Genomic DNA, 21,002 nt, shown 5'->3' with positions numbered 1-21,002 from the left:
TTCATCACTCTTAGAATCTTAAAAACCCCGGATTTGCAGGCTAAAACCGGATATTTCTATCGGTCTATTCGACCGTGCATCATATCAGCCGTCATAACAACTTCTGCTATGACGGCTGATATGATGCCCCGTCATAATCCGCAATAAACGACATATAGGTACCCGCACTTGGTGCACCCCGCCGCTGGTGGCACAGTATAAAGTCGAGCCACTATCGACTCCCCGCACGCAGGCGGGCAGATACACCAGGAGCAAACCAATGGCTGAACACACTTTCGGCTTCCGCACCCGCGCACTACACGCGGGTGGCACCCCCGACGCTGAACACGGTGCCCGCGCGGTCCCCATCTACCAGACCACCTCCTTCGTCTTCAAAGACGCTGACGACGCCGCTAACCTCTTCTCCCTGCAGAAGTACGGCAACATCTATTCGCGCCTGTCCAACCCCACCGTCGCCGCGCTGGAGGAGCGCATCGCCTCCCTCGAAGGCGGTATCGGTGCGGTAGCGACCGCCTCCGGCATGGCTGCCGAGTTCATTACCTTCGCGGCTCTGTGCCAGCAGGGCGACCACATTGTTGCTTCTTCGCAGCTGTACGGCGGCACCGTCACCCAGCTGGACGTGTCCCTGCGCCGCTTCGGCATTGAGACCACCTTCGTGCCCGGCACCGACCCCGCCGACTACAAGGCGGCGCTGACCGAGAACACCAAGGCGATTTACACCGAGATTGTGGCGAACCCCTCCGGTGAGGTTGCCGATCTGGAAGGCCTCGCAGAGGTCGCCCACGAGGCGGGCATCCCCCTGGTCGTGGACGCAACCCTGTCCACCCCCTACCTGATTCGCCCCATCGAGCATGGCGCGGACATCGTCATTCACTCGGTCACCAAGTTCCTGGGCGGTCACGGCACCACCCTCGGCGGTATCGTCGTCGAGTCCGGTCGCTTCAACTGGGGTAACGGCAACTTCCCGTCCATGACCGAGCCGGTTCCCTCCTACAACGGCGTGTCCTGGTGGGGTAACTTCGGTGAGTACGGCTTCCTGACCAAGCTGCGTTCTGAGCAGCTGCGTGACTTCGGCCCGTCGCTGAGCCCGCAGGCTGCGTTCAACCTGCTGCAGGGCGTTGAGACCCTGCCGCAGCGTATGGACGCGCACCTGGCGAACGCTAAGCAGGTTGTGAACTGGCTGGTTGAGGATCAGCGTATCGCCTATGTGAACTACGCTGGCCTGGAAGACCACCCGCACCACGAGCGCGCGAAGAAGCTGCTGCCGCTGGGTGTCGGTTCCGTGTTCTCCTTCGGTGTCAAGGGCACCGAGAAGGCGTCCGGCCGCCTGGTCGGTGGCGAGTTCATTGGCGCGCTGCAGCTGGCAAGCCACCTGGCGAACATTGGTGACTCTCGTACCCTGGTGCTGCACCCGGGTTCGACCACGCACCAGCAGCTGACCGCTGAGCAGCTGGCCGCTGGTGGTGTTGGCGAGGACCTGATCCGCATTTCGGTGGGTCTGGAAGACGTTGAAGACATCATTTGGGACCTGGACCAGGCGCTGACCTACGCGACCGGCCTGAACCACGCCGGTGAGCGTGTGGGCGAGTCCAGCGCAGACAAGATTGTGGAGGCTGAGGAGGCGGTTGCCGCCGCTAAGGCCGCCGAGGACGCTGCCGCCGCTGAGGCTGCTGCTGGCGTATCCTGCTCCCTGCCTACTACCACTCAGGAGGAAAAGTAATGACTGAGAAGCGTACCTGGGTGGGTCCTTCCGCCCCTGAGCGTCTGAACATTCTGCGTAACACCCGCACAATCGCGATTGTGGGTATGAGCGATAAGATTTCGCGTGCTTCGTACTTTGTGGCGACGTACCTGCAGTCGGCGTCGCCGTACAAGCTGTATTTTGTGAACCCGATTCTGGCTGCGAAGGGCAAGCTTGTGCTGGGTCAGCCGGTGTACCCGTCGCTGCAGGACCTGCCGGAGGTCCCGGATCTGGTGGAGATTTTCCGCCGTAATGAGGACCTGCCGGGCGTGGTTCAGGAGGCTGTGGATCTGGGCGCGAAGACCGTGTGGATGCAGCTGGGCTCCTGGAACGAGGATGCAGCCGCGATTGGTGAGGCTGCCGGCCTGAACGTGGTGATGGATAAGTGCGTGAAGATTGAGCATGCGCGTTTCCACGGTGGCCTGCACTTGGCTGGTTTCAATACGGGCGTGATTTCTTCGAAGCGTCAGGTGCTGTCGAAGTAAGCAGCCTGTGCTGTATAGGCCGCTGTAGCTTGTAATTACAAAAATTAGGCGCTTGTGAGCGTTTGAAAGAGGGGGGGCGTGCCCGGGGTGATTCCCGGGTGCGCCCCTCCTTTTTGATGCTGACACAGTGATATAAACAACCATAAGATGACCAGGGAAAACGTCCAGATTCCTTGATAATGTGTAGCTCCAATGTTATTGTTGTAGTAACAGCCCCCCCTCCGCCTCTGATTCAAGCGCATCTCGAGGGGGTCCTTTTGTATGTTCGGTTCTACAGCGAACCGAGTAAGGAGAGCAGTGGTTTCACCCGAAGAATCATGCGTATTTCGGCCTTCAATAGAGGAGCAGAAGGAATACCTTGTTGCTAAGAGGTATTTTCCTCAGGGAACGACTCTGAGCGATGGTGATCGAGACGTGCTTACACGCTCTAATTTCCACTACCTTCTGGGATACTTTCGTAATTACAATAAATACAAGAACAAGGGATTTCTGCCTGAGCAGCCAAACATCTCAGATGTTTTAGATATTGTGCGTATGGATGTGGAGGTTTCTTCCCTCCTGTATGGATACATCAGGCAGAGCGAACAGGCGATTCGAGCTGCATGGGTGCGCGTATTCTGCACTCATCGCAGTCCAAATGAGTACCTCAACCCGGATGCATATATCTGCATGGATCGGAAGAAACCAGTAGATACGCTCATCAAAGATATGATGCGGCATATCCTGCGATACCGTGAACCGTATGTTCGTGAGCGTATTGAGCAGTGGTGGAAATCTTACGCTAGAACTTCCTCTAAAAATCCCTCTGAAAGCTTGGATGACTGGAAGGAGGTTGAGGCGCTTCGAGAGATGATGCAAAAAGAGCTTCCCCTGTGGTCTGTTGTTGATTCGTTTTCTTTGGGGCTTCTCTCCCGCGCAGTGGTCCAAAGTTATGCTTTGGAAACCTCCACTGAATCTGGAGATGCTGAAAAGTTGCTGTTCTACAAAAAGACCGCAGAGTATATGGGGGTGAACCATAAGCACTTTGAGGTTCGTCTTAAGTCTCTGACTACTCTGAGAAACCGTGTAGCTCATGGTTCTCGTCTTTGGATGATGCCAACGACTGATACCTCTGCAAAGCCTAATATGTTTACTGATGACCTCAGTGAGGCGGACCCGAAGGGTATGTTGGTCAGCTTCGCTAACGTTGCTTTCTTGCAGGGAAACAGCCAATGTCAGGAGGACGCGTGGAAAGCGATAAAAGATTTAGTGGAAAAGAATAAGCGCTACTACGTTGGTGTAGGTTCGCGGAAAATCTTCCAAAAACAGCGATAGTCCCGTAGCTACCTCGCAGTATTATGCAGGCGTTCTCATGGGACTAAGAGAGGGGGCGCGCCCGGGGTGATTCCCGGGTACGCCCCTCCTTCTATACCCGGTGTAATACCTGTGTAATGCCCGGCAGGGCATCCGGCGCGTTTGGGCGAGATTGAGGGCGCAGCATCGCCCCTAGTGGAGGGCAGTTCAGCTTTAAGGTAAACCTACCCTTATGTTCTGGGGTGCTGAGCCGGTATCCTAGTGTGGAGCCCGGCGGCCGGTACTCAGCACACACGCGTACCGACCGCCGGGCCTTTTCACACGCGAAATATGACGAAATATATGTCTAAAATGTCGAAATATAACGCCGTTTTTTAGTCATAAAAAGTCACTCGGTCACAGAAAAGAAAAAACTAGTCAGTACCCCAAAAGAGCCCTAAGCTAGCAATATATTTATCCCCCGCATTTTATGCCCAACCTTAGCCGAGGACAGCATGACCGGATTTACGACGAAGGCAATTCACACTACGGACCGCGACAACCCGTACGGCTCCATCCTGCCTCCGATCTACACGACCACCACCTACGCCCAGCCCTGTGACGGCACCGAGGGCCCCTACGACTACCAGCGCGGCGGCAACCCCACCCGCGCGGCCCTCGAAACCACGCTCGCAACCCTCGAAGGCGCTAAGCACGCCTTCGCCTACCCCTCCGGAATGGGCGCCACCGCTGCCGCCCTCGGCATCCTCAAAGAAGGCGAAACCCTGCTGCTGGGCATGCCCTCCTACGGCGGCACCTACCGCTTCGCGACCATCGAGCTGCCCGCCCGCGGCGTCAAGACCCGCTTCATCGGCGACTTTACTGCCCTCACCGACGAGGACTTCGCCGACAACGTGACCATGGTGTTCCTGGAGAGCCCCTCCAACCCGCTGCTGCGCGTGAGCGACATCGCCGCCATCGCCGAAATCGCGCACCGCAACGGCGCAATCGTGGTCGTCGACAACACCTTCATGACCCCGCTGCTGCAGAAGCCCCTCGACCTGGGCGCAGACATCAGCGTGCAGTCCGCCACCAAGTACCTGGGCGGCCACGCCGACCTACTCGGAGGCGTCGCCGCAACCAACGATGACGCGCTCGCCGAGCGCCTCTGGCACCTGCAGATGATTACCGGCGCAATGCTCTCGCCCACCGACTCCTACCGCCTGCTGCAGGAGGTCAAGACCCTCAAGCTGCGCCTGACCCAGCAGCAGAAGAACACCATCGAGGTCATCAACTACCTGGAGGCGCACCCCGCCGTGAAGCGCGTGCTCTACGCGGGTTCGCACAGCGAGTATGAGGCGCAGGTGCACGCCCGCCAGGCGAACGGCCTGGGCGCGCTCATCTCCATGGAGCTGGTGGACGGCGCAGACCTGCCCGCCTTCCTCGAAGCCCTGAAGATTTTCACCCACGCGGTGAGCCTGGGCGGTATCGAGTCGCTGGTGGTTCGTCCCGCGCTCATGGTGCAGGCCGCCTACACGCAGGCGCACCGCGACGAATACGGCGTGAGCGACAACCTCATCCGCCTGGCCATCGGCATCGAGGAGATTGAGGACATTATCGAGGATTTGGAGCGCGGCCTGACCGCAGCCCTGGCGCATCAGGCATAGTCCCTGAACATGAGGCACCGCACGACCGTATCGCGTGATTCGAGGTGCCCCAAATACGCGGTGTAATGTCACCCATAATAATTACTCAAAATACCCGGATTAACGTATTTCTTTCAATGTAAAAGAATGTTTTTGATTCGGGTATTTTGTGCACCCTCACTGCATTTTTATATGACGTTGCGTGAACATATTAACCCCCGTGACGTGGGGTTAGAACGGCATAAAAAATGCGGGTAGGGTAAATCTCGGATACACGACGAATACCAGCTACGCCCGCGTTCGGGGTAGCCCGAACGGAAGAGAACCACCATGAGCCAGCAGAACCAGCTCGAACCGACTGGTTTTACCACCCGCACGATTCACGCCGTGCACGATTCCCGCTACGATGCCTCCGTGCCGCCGGTCTACCTGGCTAGCACCTTCGGTACCGCAGGTGAGGACACCACCTACATGTACCAGCGTGGCGCCAACCCCACACGTGACGACCTGCAGGCGACCCTTGCCGCGCTCGAAGGTGCCGCGCACGCTTACGCGTACCCTTCCGGTATGGCAGCTACCGCCGCAGCCCTGGGCATCCTGGAGGCGGGCGATACCCTGCTGCTGGGCATGCCCTCCTACGGCGGCACCTACCGTTTTGCTACGACTGAGCTGCCCAAGCGCGCCGTGAAGACCCGCTTCATCAGCGACTTCACGACCCTGAGCGATGAGGACTTCACCCCGGACGTGAAGGCCGTCTTCCTCGAGACCCCCACGAACCCCACCCTGCAGGTCACCGACATTGCCGCTATTGCGGAGCTGGCGCACCGCCACGGAGCCCTGCTGATCGTGGACAACACCTTTATGACTCCGTACCTGCAGCGTCCCCTGGAGCTCGGCGCGGACATCACCGTGCAGTCCGCCACCAAGTTCCTGGCCGGCCACGCCGACCTGCTCGCCGGTGTTGCGGCCACGAACGACCCCGACCTGGCCGTTCTGCTGCACCGCGGTCAGCTCGTCAGCGGCGCGTTGCTGCCCCCGATTGACTCCTACCGCCTGCTGCAGGACGTGAAGACCCTGGCCCTGCGCCTGGAACGCCAGCAGCAGAACGCCCGCAAGCTCATCGAGTTCCTCTCCGAGCGCCCCGAGGTTGAGAAGATTTTCTACCCCGGTAGCTCTTCTGAGGCGCAGGCCGAGATTCAGTCACGCCAAGCCCGCGGTATTGGTTCCGTATTCTCGCTGCTACTTGCGGAGGGAGGGGATGCACAGGCCTTCGCCCGCGCCCTGCCCATTTTCGTGAACGCCGTGAGCCTGGGCGGTATCGAATCGCTCGTGAGCCTGCCCGCGCATACCACGCACGGGGCTTACGCGCAGGAGCACCGCGACGAGTTCGGGGTGGATGACCGCCTGGTACGCCTGGCAATCGGCATTGAGGATGTTCAGGACCTCACCGCCGCCCTGGAGATTGGCCTGAAGGCCGCCTTCGCCGGTTAGGTTCGTGCCGCCGGTTCATACCGCAGATTTCAACTTTCACACCACACATCAACGTAGATTAAGGAACCAAGAATGACCGTTCTCAACACCTCCGCCGTGCTGAACCGACGCTCCCTGCTACTGGGCGCGGCCCTCGCCGGAACCACCGGCCTGCTCGCCGCCTGCTCCGGCGGTAACGGCTCCAGCGCAGGCTCCGCACAGAGCTCCTCCAACCTGCTGGAGTCCATCAAGTCCGCAGGCAAAATCCGCATCGGCGTGGAGGGCACCTACCGCCCCTACACCTACCACGACGCCTCCGGTAAGCTCGCCGGTTTCGAATACGACATCGCCGAGACCCTCGCCAAGGACCTGGGCGTGACCGCCGAGTACATCGAAACCCCCTGGGACTCGCTTATCGCCGGCGTGGACGCGGGCCGCTACGACATCGTGCTCAACAACGTAGCCCCCACCGAGGAACGTAAGAAGAAGTACGATTTCTCCGTGCCCTACGCACATTCTCGCGCTCGCGTGGGCGTGAAGAAGGACTCGAGCCTGAAGAACGTCAGTGAGATCTCCGGTCACACTGCTGCCCAGAGCGCCACCAGCAACTACCGCAAGCTCGTGGAGGAACGCGGCGCCACCATCATCGAAGTCACCGGCTTCGACGAGGCCATCGAGCAGGTGCTCACCGGCCGCGCCGAGCTGACCGCCAACGACTCCGTGTCCTTCGCCGAGTACTTCAAGGAGCACCCGGACGCCAACCTGCGCCTGCTGGAGGGTGAGGTCGGCCCCGGCACCAACGTCGCCGTTCTGCTGCCCAAGAACCAGACCGCGTTGAAGGATGCGATTGACGCCTCCATCAAGAAGCACCTGGGCAACGGCGATTTTAAGGCAATCTTCGAGAAGCACGTGGGCGAGGACTTGAGCCCCACCTCCTAAGCTTTCGTGAAAGGCTCGGAAGGGGCCCGGAAAGGGCTCACCCGCCAGGACTTCTGAAATTGCGTCGTGGTTGATGTCTCGTGGCTTATCCTGCACCGATGAGAGAATATGACGGAATGTTACGTTGAATTCTTTCCCGTCGGGAATAGCTGTAGGATAGCCAGCGTTGCACCCGCAGAGAGGGGCACACCGCATGATGCCCCCGGGTTACCGCAGGGTGACAACCCGCAACTAGAAGAGCATCGACTACGACGCAAAGGAAGAACTATGTCCGCAATGATTAACCGCCGCACCGTCCTCGCAGGCTCCGCATTCACCGGCCTGGCTGCACTGCTCGCAGCGTGCGGCTCGTCCAGCAGCAGCACCGCATCCAGCACCAACAAGCTGGAGGCTATCAAGTCTGCCGGCAAGATCCGTGTGGGCCTGGAGGGCACCTACCGCCCCTTCTCCTTCCACGACTCTAACGGCAATCTGGTCGGTTTCGAGAAGGAAATCGCCGACCTGATCGCTAAGGACCTGGGCGTAACCGCAGAGTTCATCGAAACCCCCTGGGATTCCCTGATTGCCGGTGTGGACGCTGGCCGCTACGACATCGTCATCAACAACGTCTCTGCAACCGATGAGCGTAAGCAGAAGTACGACTTCTCCATACCCTACCTGTACTCGGAGCCGAAGGTTGCCGTGAAGAAGGATTCTTCCCTGCAGAACGTGAGCGAGATTTCTGGCCACTCCTCGGCACAGTCTGAGACCTCGAACTTCCGCAAGATGGTGGAGGCGAAGGGCGCCTCGATCGTGGTTGTTTCCGGTTTCGATGAGGCTATCGAGCAGGTCCTCTCGGGCCGTGCAGAGATGACCGCGAACGACTCCGTGTCCTTCGCTGAGTACTTCAAGGAGCACCCGGACGCTAACCTGCGCCTGCTCGCCGGTGACCTGGGCACCGGCAGCAACTCCTCCATCCTGATGGCTAAGGGTCAGGACGCCCTGCGTAACGCTATCGACGAGTCGCTGAAGAAGCACCTGGAGAACGGTAACATCAAGGCGATTTACGAGAAGTACGTGGGCGAAGACCTCTCACCGAAGAACTAATACTTTCTAAAGGAGCTGAGTTCCGTTCATGGAACGCTACCTGAATCTTTGGGCTGAGTCCCTGCCCCAGCTACTGAGTGCAACCCTGGCAGTGACCATTCCACTGTCGTTGATTTCTTTCGCGGTGGCGCTGCTGGTGGGCATCATCTCTGCTGGCGCGCGCACGAGCCGCTTCGCACCGGTGAACTGGCTGGCGTGGGTGTACATTTGGGTTTTCCGTGGCACCCCGCTGTTGGTTCAGCTGTTTATCGTCTTCTATGGCCTGCCGAAGGTTGGTATCGCCCTGGACGTGTGGAGTGCCGCAATCATCACGATGAGCCTGCACACCGGCGCGTACGTGGCGGAGACGTTCCGTTCCGCGGTGGCGGCTATTCCGCGCGGCCAGTTTGAGGCGGCGGCAACCCTGAACTTCACCCGCATGCAGACCCTGCGCCACGTGGTCATTCCGCAGGCGGTGCGTATTGCTCTGCCGAACCTGGGCAACAACTTTATTGACCTGATTAAGGGCACCTCGCTGGTGTCGGTCATTTCGATGGTTGACCTGTTCCAGACCGGTAAGCAGATTGCGTCGCGTACCTTTGAGCCGCTGGCAATGTACTCCGAGGTCGCCATCATTTACCTGGTGATTTTCACCCTGCTGACCGCCGCACAGTCTGCACTGGAGAAGTACAGCAACCGTTACGTGAGGAGCAACAATGCTTAGCGTTGATTCCCTGTCGAAGAGCTTCGGTGAAACGCAGGTGCTCAAGAACATCAGCCTGGACATCCCCGACGGTGAGACCACGGTGATTCTGGGCCCCTCCGGTAGCGGCAAGTCGACTCTGCTGCGCTGCCTGAACCTGCTGGAAACCCCGCAGTCAGGCACGCTCACCATTGACGACGCGCAGGTGGATTACAGCCAGAAGCTCACCGACGCGCAGGTGCGTGATATTCGTTCCCGTTCGGCGATGGTGTTCCAGCAGTTCAACCTGTTTCCGAACTACACGGCGTTGAAGAACGTGGCGCTCGCCCCGACCCTCAACGGCACCCTGAATGCTCAGCAGGCGCAGGAGCGTGCCCGCGAGCTGTTGGCGAAGGTGGGTCTTGCCGACAAGGTAGATTCCTACCCGGACGCCCTCTCGGGTGGTCAGCAGCAGCGTGTGGCGATTGCCCGCGCCTTGGCGCTGGAACCCTCCTACCTGCTCTTTGATGAGCCGACGAGTGCGCTGGATCCCGAGCTGGAGGCGGAGGTTATCCGCGTGCTCATGCAGCTGGCGAAGGAGGGCCGCTCCCTGGTCATCGTGACGCACAATATGGCGTTTGCGAAGAAGGTTGCGGATCGTATCGTGTTCCTGGAGAACGGTACCCTGCGCTATAACGGTGAGCCGGCCGGTTTCTTTGCTTCGGATGATGAGCGTATCCGTAAGTTCTTGACCGTGTACGACAGCACCGAGTACACGATTTAGCCGTACCGTATATAGCAAATATGGGCTGGTTTCTGCCAATCAGATAATCATCTGACGTGCGGAAACCAGCCCATATTCTATATTCAGCATATATTCGTTCTACTCTGAAGTCCCCTTAGAACGACGATACTCATCCAGCTGCTCAGGACTGACCACCTGCAGCTGGTCGGTGAGCGGATTACCCGGCGACCAGCCCTCATCCTGAACCGAGTTCTCTTCACGGTTGAAGAAGGTGAGCAGGCGGGGGCGGTGCACCTGCAGGCCGCCCGGGGTGGTCGGCAGCTGCCAATTCTTCATATGGGAGAGCACACCAAACACCAGGCACAGGAGAATAGATAGTGCCATCGCCAGGTTAGGGCGGTGGAACAAGCCGGTTACCAGGGCGGTCTCAGAGGCACCCACAAACGCGACCGTCGCGTACAGGGAGTTACCGCCAAAAATCGCCGGAATGCGGTTGACCATAATGTCACGAATAACGCCGCCGCCAACCGCGGTGGTCACGCCCAGTGCGATAGCGGGCAGCCAGTGCAGACCCAGGTTCAGGGACTTAATGGTGCCGGTTGCCGCCCACGCACCCATGCCGACAAAGTCAATAATGAGCATGGTTCGGGTTGCCCAGCGGGCACTCAAATCGAGGCTGTACGCCAGAATTGACGAGCCGATAGCGCCCACCCAGTAGCCGCCGTCGGTGAGTGCCACCGGCAGTCCGGAGTTCAGTAGGATGTCACGGATCATACCGCCACCCATGCCGCAGGCGACCGCGAGTAGCAGGAAGCCCACGATGTCGAACCGGAAGGCGCGCGCCACGGCACCGCCGAGTAGGCCGTTAGCGACAACGGCGGCAATGTCGACGATGCGGAATACCTGGTCCGGGTCAAAGAGCTCGTGCATGTGCGTTCTCCTGCGTACGTGATGCATGTCTGGGTGGGTGCCGATAGGGAAGGCGCGCACGGTGGGCGGGTCGGGTGACGACGTTATCACCGCATCCGGCTCTGTCTGCCTGTGCGCGTACCTGAAATGGCACCGATTTATTGTAGACCCGCCGCCGCTCCTGCTCCTAGTTGGAAAGTGGTCATGACGAGCTCTGAGACGTAACGGAGAAGCTTGTGGGCGCGCTAAAAGATGGGCGTAGAATGAGTGAATCTCCACCCCCAATGCTCTGTCATGATTGTTTTTGCGCTGGGTTCTTTCCAGTACGGTAGCGGCATCATTTCTTCGCTACTGTTGGCGTTGAGCCCCCTGAATGCGGTGGAGTCCATGGCGGTCATGATGTTTGCCGGTGCGGCGCTGTCGGCGCTCATGGTGTGGCTACCCTCCCGTAAGCTGAGCGCTCGCTAAGCTGGAGCTAGACGAATACTAGAGGCATGTGGCCCGGTCGTTTGATAGACCGGGCCACATCGCAAATCGTTATCTGCGTAAGGTGAAAGGAGCCGCCGTGACGGTATCGCGTGACGAAGTTTTCGAAATCCTGCGGGGCGTGGTGCCCCGCCTGGAGGAGGCGCTTCCCAGCTGGTCGGTGCGCCCCAACATCACGGGTACCGGCGCGGTGGGGCTCTACCTGGACGGCCCCGCAATCTACCGGGACGGCGAGCCCCTGGCCGGCGTGAACGCCGAGGGTGAGCCGGTCGTTCGGCACCTGTGCGGTACGATTCAGACCGCCGACCGCGGCCTGCCGCAGGAGCTCGGGCAGGTGCGCTACCAGTACATTCTGGGCGTGAGCGTGGCGGAGCACGAGAGCGAGTACCCCGAACTGACCGACCTGGCGAGCGTGGGGGAGCCGAGCTGGGTTCCTGCACTGAGGGCCCTGGAGGCGCTGGTGGAGTCCGAGGGCCGCGAGGCGCTGTTCATCAGCCGCGGCGGGTACGTGCCGGGTCGCCGCGCCCTGGGTAAGCGCCGTGTGGCGCTGCGGCGCGAGTTCTTCCCCGGTAAGCCCTGGCTGGGTTTGGGCACGATTGACTGGTGTGCGGGCGTGCGCTCGACCCCGGTGTACGCCGAGGATCTGGTGGCTCTGATGGCCGCGGCGACGCGCCTGGCGAGCGGCTGGGATGCCGCCCTGCGAGCGGACTCGGCGACCAGCTGAAACAAAAGTAGCTAAAACAAAGCGGCGCATCCGACCCGTAAAGGGGTGGATGCACCGCTTCTGTGTAAGCTCTAACGCTTAGTGGGTTTAGCCCAGTGCCTCAGCCAGCTTGAACGAGTTGAGCCGTATCAAGCCGTATGAGATATTGCCTTATCGATAGCATGCAAGGGTGATGCATCCTGCTGCCTCTACGGGGGCGTAACCGTAGCGTTTGTAGAGCGCAACGGCGTGATCACTAGCGGTGTCGGTAGTAATGAGTCGCTGTCGAATGTCTTCTCGGTCAAAGTCCTCAATGACACGCTTTAGAAGCGCAGAACCAACGCCCTGTCGTTGGGCGTGCGGATGCACTAGGAGGTCCTGAATGTAGGCGATAGAATGTCCATCCCCGACGGCGCGGACTAGCCCGACGAGCCGTCCCGTTCCGTCCGTGGTTGCCTCTCGTGCGGTGTAGAGATACCGCGATCCTTCCACCATCGGGACGAGACGTTCGGGTGTTTTGGTATAGGCACTCCAGCCCACAGAATCGTAAAGCTCAGTAAGTTCTTCCACGCTGGGAAGGGGGCTGGTGGAGTCCAAAATACAGTACCGCATACAGGCATTGTATAGCGCCAAATTGGGGGAGTTTAGAAACTGCTACCCAACACGTTGCTGGGCTTGAGAACATAGAGGAAGCGGCGCATCCGACCCGTAAAGGGGTGGATGCGCCGCTTCTGTGTAAGCTCTAACGCTTAGTGGGTTTAGCCCAGTGCCTCAGCCAGCTGAATGCCCTGTGCCACGCCACCGAGGGTTGCAGCAATACGGATCAGGTCGTTGACCTGCTCCTTGGTTGCGCCCTCTTCGCGCAGGGTGTGCTCGTGAGCCTCAACGCAGTGGGAGCAACCGTTGACTGCGGACACTGCCAGAGCGAACATCTCGAAGTCCAGCTTCTCAATGCCACCGTTCTTGCCGATGATCTGCATACGCAGGTTTGCGCGCTGGTCATCGTATGCACCGTTCAGGAAGCCACGGGTGCGGTAGAAGATGTTGTTCATGCCCATGATGGATGCAGCACCCAGAGCAGCCTCGTAAGCGGTGTCGCTCAGGTGCTCCTTAGCCTCTGCAGCAATCTCAACAACAACAGAGTCAACCTTGGTTGCTGCTGCGGTTGCGAGGATTGCGCCCCAGAGCTGCTGCTCGGACAGGGAGGTGATGCGGGGCAGGGAGGACAGGTTGAGGCTCATGTCCTTCGCGTAGGAAGGCAGAGCCGAACGCAGGTTATCGATGCTCATGGATTACTTCATCTCCTTGAATGCGTCGATGGTTGCTGCACCCTTCTTCCAGTTGCATGCGCACAGCTCGTCGGACTGCAGTGCGTCCAGCTGGCGGAGCACCTCGTCGGTGTTACGGCCGACGGAGTCAGCGGTAATGGAGACCGACTGGATGGTGTTGTGGGGGTCGATGATGAAGGTTGCGCGGTCTGCAACGCCGTCCTTGTTCAGGATGCCCAGTGCTGCGGTCAGTTCGCGCTTGAGGTCGGATGCCATGACGATGGGCAGGTCCACGAGCTCTTCGTGGGAGCGGCGCCATGCGTAGTGGGTGTACTCGTTGTCAACGGAAACACCGATCACCTGGGTGTCGCGTGCCTCGAACTCGTCAGCGAGCTTGCCGAATGCAGCAATCTCGGTGGGGCAAACGAAGGTGAAGTCCTTCGGCCAGAAGAAGACGACGCGCCAGGTGTCTTCGTCCAGACCCTCGGAGGAGACGGTGGTGAAGTAGTCTTCGGGCTTGGTTGCTTCGATGTCAGCCAGCTTACCGGGGACAACGCCGGTGAGCTCGTATGCGGGGAACTGGTCGCCGATGGTCAGAACTGCCATAGTGTTCTTCTTTCTGCTTCGTGCCGCGCGGATTCGTTGCGCGGCGCTTGTTCTAAGTGGTGCCCAATGGGCGGGCTCGATGACTATTTTATTATGAATAATTCATAATAATCAAGTGATGACGGGTGAAAATGCGAGTATTAAGTCGTGATTTGCGTCACTGAATATTCTGGGATGTTCACAAAAGCTTTTCCGACGCACAAACCCGAGGGTTTAAGCTCGAACCATGACCCCCGAACACAGCGACTTTTCTGAGCACAGCGAACACGTAGAGCCCAACCAGCCCGAACTCATTACCGAACGCCTCACCCTGCGCCACCTGCGCGAGGCGGATATCCCCGACATCGTAGAAGCCTGCCGCGACCCGCAAATGATTCGCTACACCCGCGTACCGCTAAACTACACGCGCGCCGACGCTGAGGACTCCCTACTCACCACCGCCCGTCAAATTGCCGCCGGGCAAATCCAGCGCTGGGCGATTGACGCCTCCGGTGTGTTCGCGGGGAGTATCGAGCTGCGCCTACCTGACGGCACCCCCGAAAGCCCCGGAACCCGCGCCGAACTGGGCTATTACACCGCCCCGAAGGCGCGCGGCAAGGGCTATATGACCGAGGCGCTGCGAGCCGTCCTCGGCTACGCTTTCGACCTACTCGGGCTGGGCCTCGAGACCGTCCGCTGGACCGCCCTGGCGGGTAACGAGGCATCCGAACGAGTGGCGGTTAAAGCGGGTTTCACCGGCATCTACGACGATATTGACCCGAACTCCGGCCGCCCCGACAAGAACGGTCACCCGGTGCAGCATCGGGTGCGCCGCGCCGATATGACCCGCGCGCAATTCGCGGCGCTCTGGGCTAACTAAACTGCGCTAACTAAACCGCGCTCTGGACGTAACGTGCATGGGGTTGAGCGGGAGCCCATGAGAAAGCCCCGCAATCTAGCTACCTGATGCCGAAGCCGCGGAACGAGCCGCTCGGCTCCTCCCACTCGACGAGAACCTCATCCACACGCCCGGCGGTGTCGTCACTGCGCAGCACATCCACCAGGCGTGCGCAGGAGGCGGCAGTACCTTCCGCAACGACCTTCACGCGCCCGTCGTCGAGGTTCTCGGCGTAGCCGGTTAGGCCCATGGGCTTGGCGGTTCCGGCGCACCACCAACGGAAACCGACACCCTGCACTTTGCCGCTGACGAAAGCGACGAGGCGGATTTCGGCGGGTTCTGCCGGGGTGCGGTCGGTGAAGAAATCAAAGAAACCCATGGGTCCTCCCGGGGTCATCTCGTTGAGGGTGGTCTGATGGGGGTGAGCGTCGGTGGCGGCGTCCGGATTAGCTTCTATAGCTTCAGTCTAGAGGGTGCGGGGTGCCTTCTGCTTGGTTGCCGCGCGTACGCGCCGTGAAGAGTTGAATAAGGGTAAAGCAACCGAAGCTGCGCCCTGAAAAGGAGTAACATTAGGGACATTCACTCAGCGGCAACGCTGAACACACGGACATCTACCCGCATACAACCCATCCCCTGGAGGATCATTGAGTTCACGCCCTAAAAAAGCGCCTCTCGTCGGTAACCCGGCGAAGACACCCTACAAGCCCTGGCCTGCTCTCTGGTCCCTGGTTGTTGGATTCTTCATGATCCTGGTGGATGGCAATATCGTCACCATCGCCCTGCCGCACATGCTGCAGGATCTGGAAGCATCCCTGTCGGCGGGTATGTGGGTGACGAGCGCCTACCTGCTGGCGTATGCGGTGCCGCTGCTCATTACCGGTCGTATGGGTGACCGCTTCGGTCAGAAGAACCTGTACATGATTGGTATGGGTATTTTTACGCTCGCCTCCCTGTGGTGTGGTCTGGCGGCGGACGTTGAATCGCTCATCGCTGCCCGCGTGGTGCAGGGCCTAGGCGCATCGCTGATGACCCCGCAGACGATGTCTCTGATTACGCTGATGTTCCCGCCGAATGCGCGCGGTGTCGCCATGAGCATTTGGGGTGCGACTGCGGGTGTCGCCTCGCTGGTCGGCCCGATTCTGGGCGGCGTGCTGGTGGACACCCTCGGCTGGGGCTGGATCTTCTTCATCAACATTCCGGTTGGCCTGGTCGGCCTGTTCTTGGCGTGGCGTAACGTGCCGGTGTTCGAGCAGAAGAAGCACAGCTTCGACTGGTTGGGCGTGGTGCTTTCGGCGGTCGGTCTGTTCCTGCTAGTTTTCGGTATTCAGGAAGGTGCCACCTACGACTGGGGCACCATCACTGACTCGTTCATGGGTACCGGTATTGCGGTGAGCGTGTGGGGTCTGATTATTGCCGGCATTCTGGTGCTGGGCCTGTTCATCGGGTGGCAGGCCATTAACCCGCGTGAGCCGCTGGTTCCGCTGAGCCTGTTCAGCGACCGTAACTTCTCCGTATCGAATGTGGCTATTTCCGCTATGGGTGTGGTTGCTATCAGCATGGCGTTCCCGCTGACCCTGTACCTGCAGCAGGTGGAGGGCCTGGACCCGACCCAGGCAGCGCTGATGACCGCCCCGATGGCGTTGTTCTCGGGCGCGTTGGCGCCGGTGGTGGGTGCGCGTCTGAACCGTAACGACCCGAAGTGGATTGCGGTAATTGGCTTTACGCTGCTGGTTGTTGGTTTTGCCCTGCTCCGCCCGACGATGGTTGCGGAAGGCAACCTGTGGCTGATGGTTGGCCCGATGATTATTCTGGGCGCGGCGAATGCCTGCATTTGGGGTCCGCTGTCGGTGTCGGCGACCCGTAACCTGCCGCCGCAGCGTGCAGGTGCCGGTTCGGGCGTGTACAACGAGACCCGCCAGATGGCGTCGGTGCTCGGTTCGGCTGCGATTACGACCATCATGGCTTCTGCGATTACCTCGCACCTGTCCGCGTTGGGTCCTGCCGCTGCAGCGGGCGGTGGCTCTCACAGCGGCGCTGCTGGAGGTGTACTCCCGCAGATGCTGCGTGAACCCTACGCGGCGGCAATGGCGGATTCCATGATGCTTCCCCTGGTTGCCGCAGCAGTGGGCGCGGTCGTGTGCCTGTTCTACGCCTCCATGAAGACCTCCGAGGCGAAGGGCGCCGCGCAGAACGCTGAGGTGGAGGCCACTAAGTAGAAGGCTTATCGGAGCGCTTTTAGGCATAAGCGGTGCATAACCTGAGATACGGTGCAAATACTGGGACAAACTAGATGCACGCTGTGTATGATGAAGCGGGTCACCGTCGAACAGAAGGGGAGCCAAGAATGGTTCCCTTGCCTCCACCGGAGGGTTCGGCAGTGACCCGCTGTCTTTTAAACGCCGTGCTCACTTGCGGCACACCGGCTGCACACCGGCGACAGCGACACATATGACCACCGCACCGCGTGGCTTGGCTACCGTTTGATACTTCTACTCACCAGAGATGCACTGTACGCAACGTCAGATGGAGCAATCTAACGCGCGGTCAAGACACGAAGAGAGATCCCATGTCTTTTCTGACCTCAACTCGCGTAGTGCGTACCGCGCTCGCTTCGGCGGCACTGCTTGTGCTCAGCTCGGTTGCTGTCCCCGCAGCCCAGGCGTACAACCCCGATATCGACGGCGACGGCATCCCCAACACCTGGGAAATGAAAGGCTACGACGCCGACGGCGACGGCAAGGTAGACGTGGACTACCCCGGCATGGGCGCTAACCCGCTGAAGAAGGACCTCTTCGTGGAGATGGACTACATGCCCGGCCTGCTCGCTAGCGAGGAAGAGCTCGACCGCATCACCGAATCCTTCGCGCAGTTGCCCCTCCGCAATCCGAACGGCACCACCGGCATCAACATCCACCTGGAGAAAGAGAGATGGCTAAAATCCCCACCTTGAGTTTGGTATTTTTGCCATTGTCTTCCTTGATTTGTTCAAGATCTTGAGCCAAAATCCTCACTTCCTCTTTCTAAAATCTAGTTTTTAAAAAAATAGGCTATCTACCAGAAGTAGATAGCCTATTTTTTATGAGATGCTTGGGTGCTTACGCTTTCAATTTGTCAAACTTTGCTTTGACATTCGCCTTGAATTCTTCAAGCTTAGCCTTGCGTTCGGCTTTACGCTCAGCCTTCATCTGTGCACGCGCCTGGTTGTAGAGGTCTTCTTGGACTTGCAGAGCTGCTTCGATTTCGGCTACGACGGTTGCTACATCCCAACGCACGATTTGGGTGTCGTACTTGGTGAAGTAAGCATCGATGACTGCTTCGTTGTCTTCTTGCACCAAGGCAACAACGGCTGTTTCACCGTTAGTCAATTTTTGAGAAACAACGTCAATCAGGCCAGCTTCTGCCGTATCAACGGTATCACCAGCAACCAAACCATAGAGGCTACCAATACCATAACCAAACAAGACGCCGATAGGACCACCCAAAAGCCCGATAACTGCACCGAGCAAGCCACCTTCTAGGGTTGCATCCGTCGTTGAATCTTCAAAATCATAGCGTTCTTTTTCAACGATATGACCGTTTTCATTTTTGACCAGGGCGATTTGAGCAACCTTGGTCGTCTGAGTTTGGCGGAAAGCCTTCAAATCTGCAAAGGACTGATAAGCTTCGCTTTCGGTGTTAAAGACTGAAATTACTAGGTTTTCCATAGTTGGTACCTCGTTCCTAAAGACTATATATACATTGTAATACAGTTCTCTTTTTTGGGAACTACTTTTTGCGACAATTTACCTCGGCGGCAGCCGGTAGGCTGAGTCCTAAAGCAGAGGGGCCCGGCATCCAGTATGGATGCCGGGCCCCTCTCTGCTTGCTGTGGCGTTAGCGGCTGATGGTTGCCGAAGCGCGCAAACCAGCCAGATCCTGGAAGGTGTACTCGCCACCCTCGGTCAGCTGCATTGCGACGCTACCGCTGGTGATCTGAGCGGTGGTGGTCAGAGTGTAGCTGGAGGTCACCTCGGTGAAGTACACCGGAACCAGCGAAGCCAGCACCTGTGCGTAGCTCACGCCGTCCTTCGCGGTGGCTTCCAGGTAGTCGGAGGTGCGGATGTCCAGTACGCCGGTCCAGACGTTGTCCTCGATGGTCGGCTCGTAGAACTTCGCAGTGTATGCGATGCCGTTGAACGCCGCCACGGCGGGGTTGTTGGTCTTCGCGCCACCTTCGCTCTTAGCGAGTGCCGGGATCTCAACGTCGTTATCGACGTCCCACAGTAGCGGGTCGGTGACATCCTCGGCGGTGGGGAAAGTGAACTCGAAGGTCACCTGCAGGTGCGCCTGAGGGTACAGCCAGGAGCTGCCCTGGAACTCGCCCTTGGAGTTGATGGGTGCGGAAATCCACAGACCTGCACCACCGTACAGGCCTGCACCGACGCTACCGCCGGGGGTGAAGGTGCCGCCGCCGGCGCTCCGCGGGGTGGTGGAGGTTGCGGTGATGTTGGGTACCTGCACGGTGTAGGAGTCCAGGCCGTAGCGGGTATCAAAGTCGTTGGCGGGGTTCGAGTTGAACGCCTGAGTGAAGACACCGAACTTCAGGGTCGGGGTTTCCTGCGCATCGGTGGACGCCGCGTAGGCGGGTACCGCCGCTGCGGTTGCGATGACGGGGGTGCTCCACGCGGCACCCTTGATGAGGGCGCGGCGGTTCAGACCGTTAGTGGTGTTCGAGGAAGAAGTCATGGGATCTCTCTTGTCATTAAGAATGTGGTGATGCATGTGATTTGAATTACTGATACTCTAATGTAATTCAGCTCATCTTCAAAATTATCTCAACTTTTACCTCAATGTATGAACATTGCGGCACCCAGCTCACCTAACACGTGAAACGGGAGCATCATGGAAACCGAGGAGAACGCCCTCCCGGAAAACTCCATCGAAACACCACCGGAACATTATCGGTCACCACACACTAAGGAACACAACATGGCATTTCTGAAGAGCGCACGCGTCACGCTTGCCTCCCTCGCAGTGCTCTGCCTGGGCACTATCGCAGCCCCCGCAGCAAACGCCTACAGCCCCGACATCGACGGCGACGGCATCCCCAACACCTGGGAGATGAAGGGCTACGACGCCGACGGCGACGGCAAAATCGACGTCGACTTCCCCGCAATGGGCGCAGACCCCAAGCACAAGGACATCTTCGTAGAGATGGACTACATGGCAGGCCTGCTGCCCAGCGAAGATGAACTGGACCGCATCACCAAGATTTACGCCGACCTGCCCCTGCGCAACCCCGACGGCACCCACGGCGTGAACATCCACCTGGACGCCGGTGACGCCCGCAGCGCCAAGTACAACCTCGGCGGCGGCAACGAAATCAGCTACCAGGCACTCGACAGCGAATTCAAGGCGCTCCACCGCATCAAGGCGACCGAAGGTAAGTTCAACCCTGCCCGCGAAGGTACCTTCCACTACATGATCTGGGGCGACTACTACGACAACAGCTACTCCTCCGGTATCGCTAACTTTGGCGGTCGTAACTTTATGGTCACCGTTGGCCCGCACTTCTGGGGCACGGCAAGCAGCGACATCCGCGTGGCAGTGTTCGTGCACGAGCTCGGCCACAACCTCGCACTGAGCCACGGCGGCTGGGACGAAATCAACTACAAGCCCAACTACTACAGCGTCATGAACTACCAGTACACCCTCACCGGTGTGCCCATGGCTGACGGTAGCCGCTACTTCGGCTACTCCACCGCCGAGTACCGCATGCTCAACGAGGCGAAGCTGTACGAGGCGCGCGGCTTCGGTCCCCGCGCGGCTGGCTTCCTGTACAAGGGCAAGCCCGCCAACCAGCCGATTGACTTCAACGGCAACGGCAAGATCGACACCGAGCCGGTGTCCGTGGACCTCAACGGTGACGGCATGATCACGAACCTGGGCGCGGCAAACGATGTGAAGATGATCCGCTTCCAGGCGACCGAGCACCCCGAGAAGAACAAGGGCCCCGAGCACATTGAACCGAGCGGCATTACCGCTGAACACGCTCGTTCGCTGGGCCTGATTAAGTAGGCTGACTAGGCGGCACACCGCCGATAAATACCCTTGCCAGCTCAATAAAAT

At 59.2% G+C, this 21,002-nt stretch carries 22 protein-coding genes; 15 read left to right on the top strand and 7 right to left on the bottom strand.

The window, feature by feature from the left end; translation table 11 throughout:
• Positions 1–259: 259 nt before the first annotated feature.
• The 9 genes from RM6536_RS03205 to RM6536_RS03165 all read left to right on the top strand — a co-directional run bounded on the left by RM6536_RS03205 (position 260) and on the right by RM6536_RS03165 (position 10,084).
• Entirely contained in the window at positions 260–1,720 is a 1,461-nt protein-coding gene (locus tag RM6536_RS03205; protein ID WP_060824016.1) for an O-acetylhomoserine aminocarboxypropyltransferase/cysteine synthase family protein, read from the top strand.
• On the top strand, positions 1,720–2,226 hold the full coding sequence (locus tag RM6536_RS03200; protein ID WP_060824015.1) for a CoA-binding protein: 507 nt from the start codon (positions 1,720–1,722) through the stop codon (positions 2,224–2,226). Before RM6536_RS03205 ends, RM6536_RS03200 begins: the two co-directional genes overlap by 1 nt.
• A gap of 297 nt (positions 2,227–2,523) precedes the next feature.
• On the top strand, positions 2,524–3,540 hold the full coding sequence (locus tag RM6536_RS03195) for an Abi family protein (RefSeq protein WP_060824014.1): 1,017 nt from the start codon (positions 2,524–2,526) through the stop codon (positions 3,538–3,540).
• A gap of 473 nt (positions 3,541–4,013) precedes the next feature.
• Positions 4,014–5,165 (top strand): trans-sulfuration enzyme family protein, encoded by a 1,152-nt coding sequence (locus RM6536_RS03190; protein ID WP_049346545.1) that lies wholly within the window; start codon positions 4,014–4,016, stop codon positions 5,163–5,165.
• A 309-nt stretch (positions 5,166–5,474) separates the two neighbouring features.
• A complete protein-coding gene (locus tag RM6536_RS03185; RefSeq protein ID WP_060824013.1) occupies positions 5,475–6,635 on the top strand; it encodes a trans-sulfuration enzyme family protein in 1,161 nt (386 codons plus the stop codon).
• A gap of 72 nt (positions 6,636–6,707) precedes the next feature.
• The gene (locus RM6536_RS03180) at positions 6,708–7,553 is read left to right on the top strand and encodes a transporter substrate-binding domain-containing protein (RefSeq protein ID WP_060824012.1); all 846 of its coding nucleotides are present in this window, start codon (positions 6,708–6,710) and stop codon (positions 7,551–7,553) included.
• 267 nt (positions 7,554–7,820) lie between these two features.
• On the top strand, positions 7,821–8,639 hold the full coding sequence (locus RM6536_RS03175) for a transporter substrate-binding domain-containing protein (protein ID WP_060824011.1): 819 nt from the start codon (positions 7,821–7,823) through the stop codon (positions 8,637–8,639).
• Between the two features lie 28 nt (positions 8,640–8,667).
• Positions 8,668–9,342 (top strand): amino acid ABC transporter permease, encoded by a 675-nt coding sequence (locus RM6536_RS03170; protein WP_060824010.1) that lies wholly within the window; start codon positions 8,668–8,670, stop codon positions 9,340–9,342.
• On the top strand, positions 9,335–10,084 hold the full coding sequence (locus RM6536_RS03165; RefSeq protein WP_060824009.1) for an amino acid ABC transporter ATP-binding protein: 750 nt from the start codon (positions 9,335–9,337) through the stop codon (positions 10,082–10,084). Before RM6536_RS03170 ends, RM6536_RS03165 begins: the two co-directional genes overlap by 8 nt.
• Before the next feature lie 99 nt (positions 10,085–10,183).
• On the opposite strand, the gene RM6536_RS03160 is transcribed toward RM6536_RS03165, so the two are convergent.
• Entirely contained in the window at positions 10,184–10,975 is a 792-nt protein-coding gene (locus RM6536_RS03160; RefSeq protein ID WP_060824008.1) for a trimeric intracellular cation channel family protein, read from the bottom strand.
• A 273-nt stretch (positions 10,976–11,248) separates the two neighbouring features.
• Between RM6536_RS03160 and RM6536_RS09060 the strand changes: the two genes are divergently transcribed.
• Positions 11,249–11,422 carry a hypothetical protein gene (locus tag RM6536_RS09060; RefSeq protein WP_005509188.1) on the top strand — a complete coding sequence of 58 codons (174 nt, stop codon included), beginning with the start codon at positions 11,249–11,251 and terminating at the stop codon, positions 11,420–11,422.
• A gap of 97 nt (positions 11,423–11,519) precedes the next feature.
• A complete protein-coding gene (locus RM6536_RS03155; RefSeq protein ID WP_060824007.1) occupies positions 11,520–12,164 on the top strand; it encodes a hypothetical protein in 645 nt (214 codons plus the stop codon).
• A gap of 150 nt (positions 12,165–12,314) precedes the next feature.
• Here the strand turns inward: RM6536_RS03155 and RM6536_RS03150 are convergent, their stop codons facing one another.
• The 3 genes from RM6536_RS03150 to RM6536_RS03140 all read right to left on the bottom strand — a co-directional run bounded on the left by RM6536_RS03150 (position 12,315) and on the right by RM6536_RS03140 (position 14,017).
• A complete protein-coding gene (locus tag RM6536_RS03150) occupies positions 12,315–12,638 on the bottom strand; it encodes a GNAT family N-acetyltransferase (protein ID WP_231918015.1) in 324 nt (107 codons plus the stop codon).
• A gap of 263 nt (positions 12,639–12,901) precedes the next feature.
• The gene (locus RM6536_RS03145; RefSeq protein ID WP_012904260.1) at positions 12,902–13,432 is read right to left on the bottom strand and encodes a carboxymuconolactone decarboxylase family protein; all 531 of its coding nucleotides are present in this window, start codon (positions 13,430–13,432) and stop codon (positions 12,902–12,904) included.
• Between the two features lie 3 nt (positions 13,433–13,435).
• Positions 13,436–14,017: a peroxiredoxin gene (locus RM6536_RS03140; RefSeq protein ID WP_005509190.1), complete on the bottom strand. Its 582-nt coding sequence runs from the start codon at positions 14,015–14,017 to the stop codon at positions 13,436–13,438.
• Positions 14,018–14,243: 226 nt separating this feature from the next.
• Between RM6536_RS03140 and RM6536_RS03135 the strand changes: the two genes are divergently transcribed.
• Complete coding sequence (locus RM6536_RS03135; protein ID WP_060824005.1) at positions 14,244–14,876, top strand: GNAT family N-acetyltransferase; 633 nt, start codon at positions 14,244–14,246, stop codon at positions 14,874–14,876.
• Positions 14,877–14,955: 79 nt separating this feature from the next.
• Here RM6536_RS03135 and RM6536_RS03130 read toward each other — a convergent pair whose 3' ends face one another.
• Entirely contained in the window at positions 14,956–15,273 is a 318-nt protein-coding gene (locus RM6536_RS03130) for an acylphosphatase (RefSeq protein ID WP_060824004.1), read from the bottom strand.
• Between the two features lie 265 nt (positions 15,274–15,538).
• On the opposite strand from RM6536_RS03130, the gene RM6536_RS03125 reads away from it, so the two are divergent.
• Both RM6536_RS03125 and RM6536_RS03120 read left to right on the top strand, forming a co-directional pair.
• The gene (locus tag RM6536_RS03125; protein WP_060824003.1) at positions 15,539–17,110 is read left to right on the top strand and encodes a DHA2 family efflux MFS transporter permease subunit; all 1,572 of its coding nucleotides are present in this window, start codon (positions 15,539–15,541) and stop codon (positions 17,108–17,110) included.
• 350 nt (positions 17,111–17,460) lie between these two features.
• Complete coding sequence (locus RM6536_RS03120; RefSeq protein ID WP_060824002.1) at positions 17,461–17,844, top strand: hypothetical protein; 384 nt, start codon at positions 17,461–17,463, stop codon at positions 17,842–17,844.
• A gap of 145 nt (positions 17,845–17,989) precedes the next feature.
• Here the strand turns inward: RM6536_RS03120 and RM6536_RS03115 are convergent, their stop codons facing one another.
• Both RM6536_RS03115 and RM6536_RS03110 read right to left on the bottom strand, forming a co-directional pair.
• The gene (locus RM6536_RS03115; RefSeq protein WP_060824001.1) at positions 17,990–18,598 is read right to left on the bottom strand and encodes a DUF1269 domain-containing protein; all 609 of its coding nucleotides are present in this window, start codon (positions 18,596–18,598) and stop codon (positions 17,990–17,992) included.
• 169 nt (positions 18,599–18,767) lie between these two features.
• Complete coding sequence (locus tag RM6536_RS03110) at positions 18,768–19,619, bottom strand: hypothetical protein (RefSeq protein WP_060824000.1); 852 nt, start codon at positions 19,617–19,619, stop codon at positions 18,768–18,770.
• Between the two features lie 243 nt (positions 19,620–19,862).
• On the opposite strand from RM6536_RS03110, the gene RM6536_RS03105 reads away from it, so the two are divergent.
• Positions 19,863–20,951 (top strand): C4-dicarboxylate ABC transporter substrate-binding protein, encoded by a 1,089-nt coding sequence (locus tag RM6536_RS03105; protein ID WP_060823999.1) that lies wholly within the window; start codon positions 19,863–19,865, stop codon positions 20,949–20,951.
• The last annotated feature ends 51 nt before the right edge of the window (positions 20,952–21,002 follow it).

Source organism: Rothia mucilaginosa (genome assembly GCF_001548235.1).
In the GTDB taxonomy this organism is placed as follows: Bacteria; Actinomycetota; Actinomycetes; order Actinomycetales; family Micrococcaceae; genus Rothia; species Rothia mucilaginosa_B.
The sequence above is the reverse complement of the archived record's forward strand: the minus strand, read 5'-3'. Positions and strand labels throughout refer to the sequence as shown.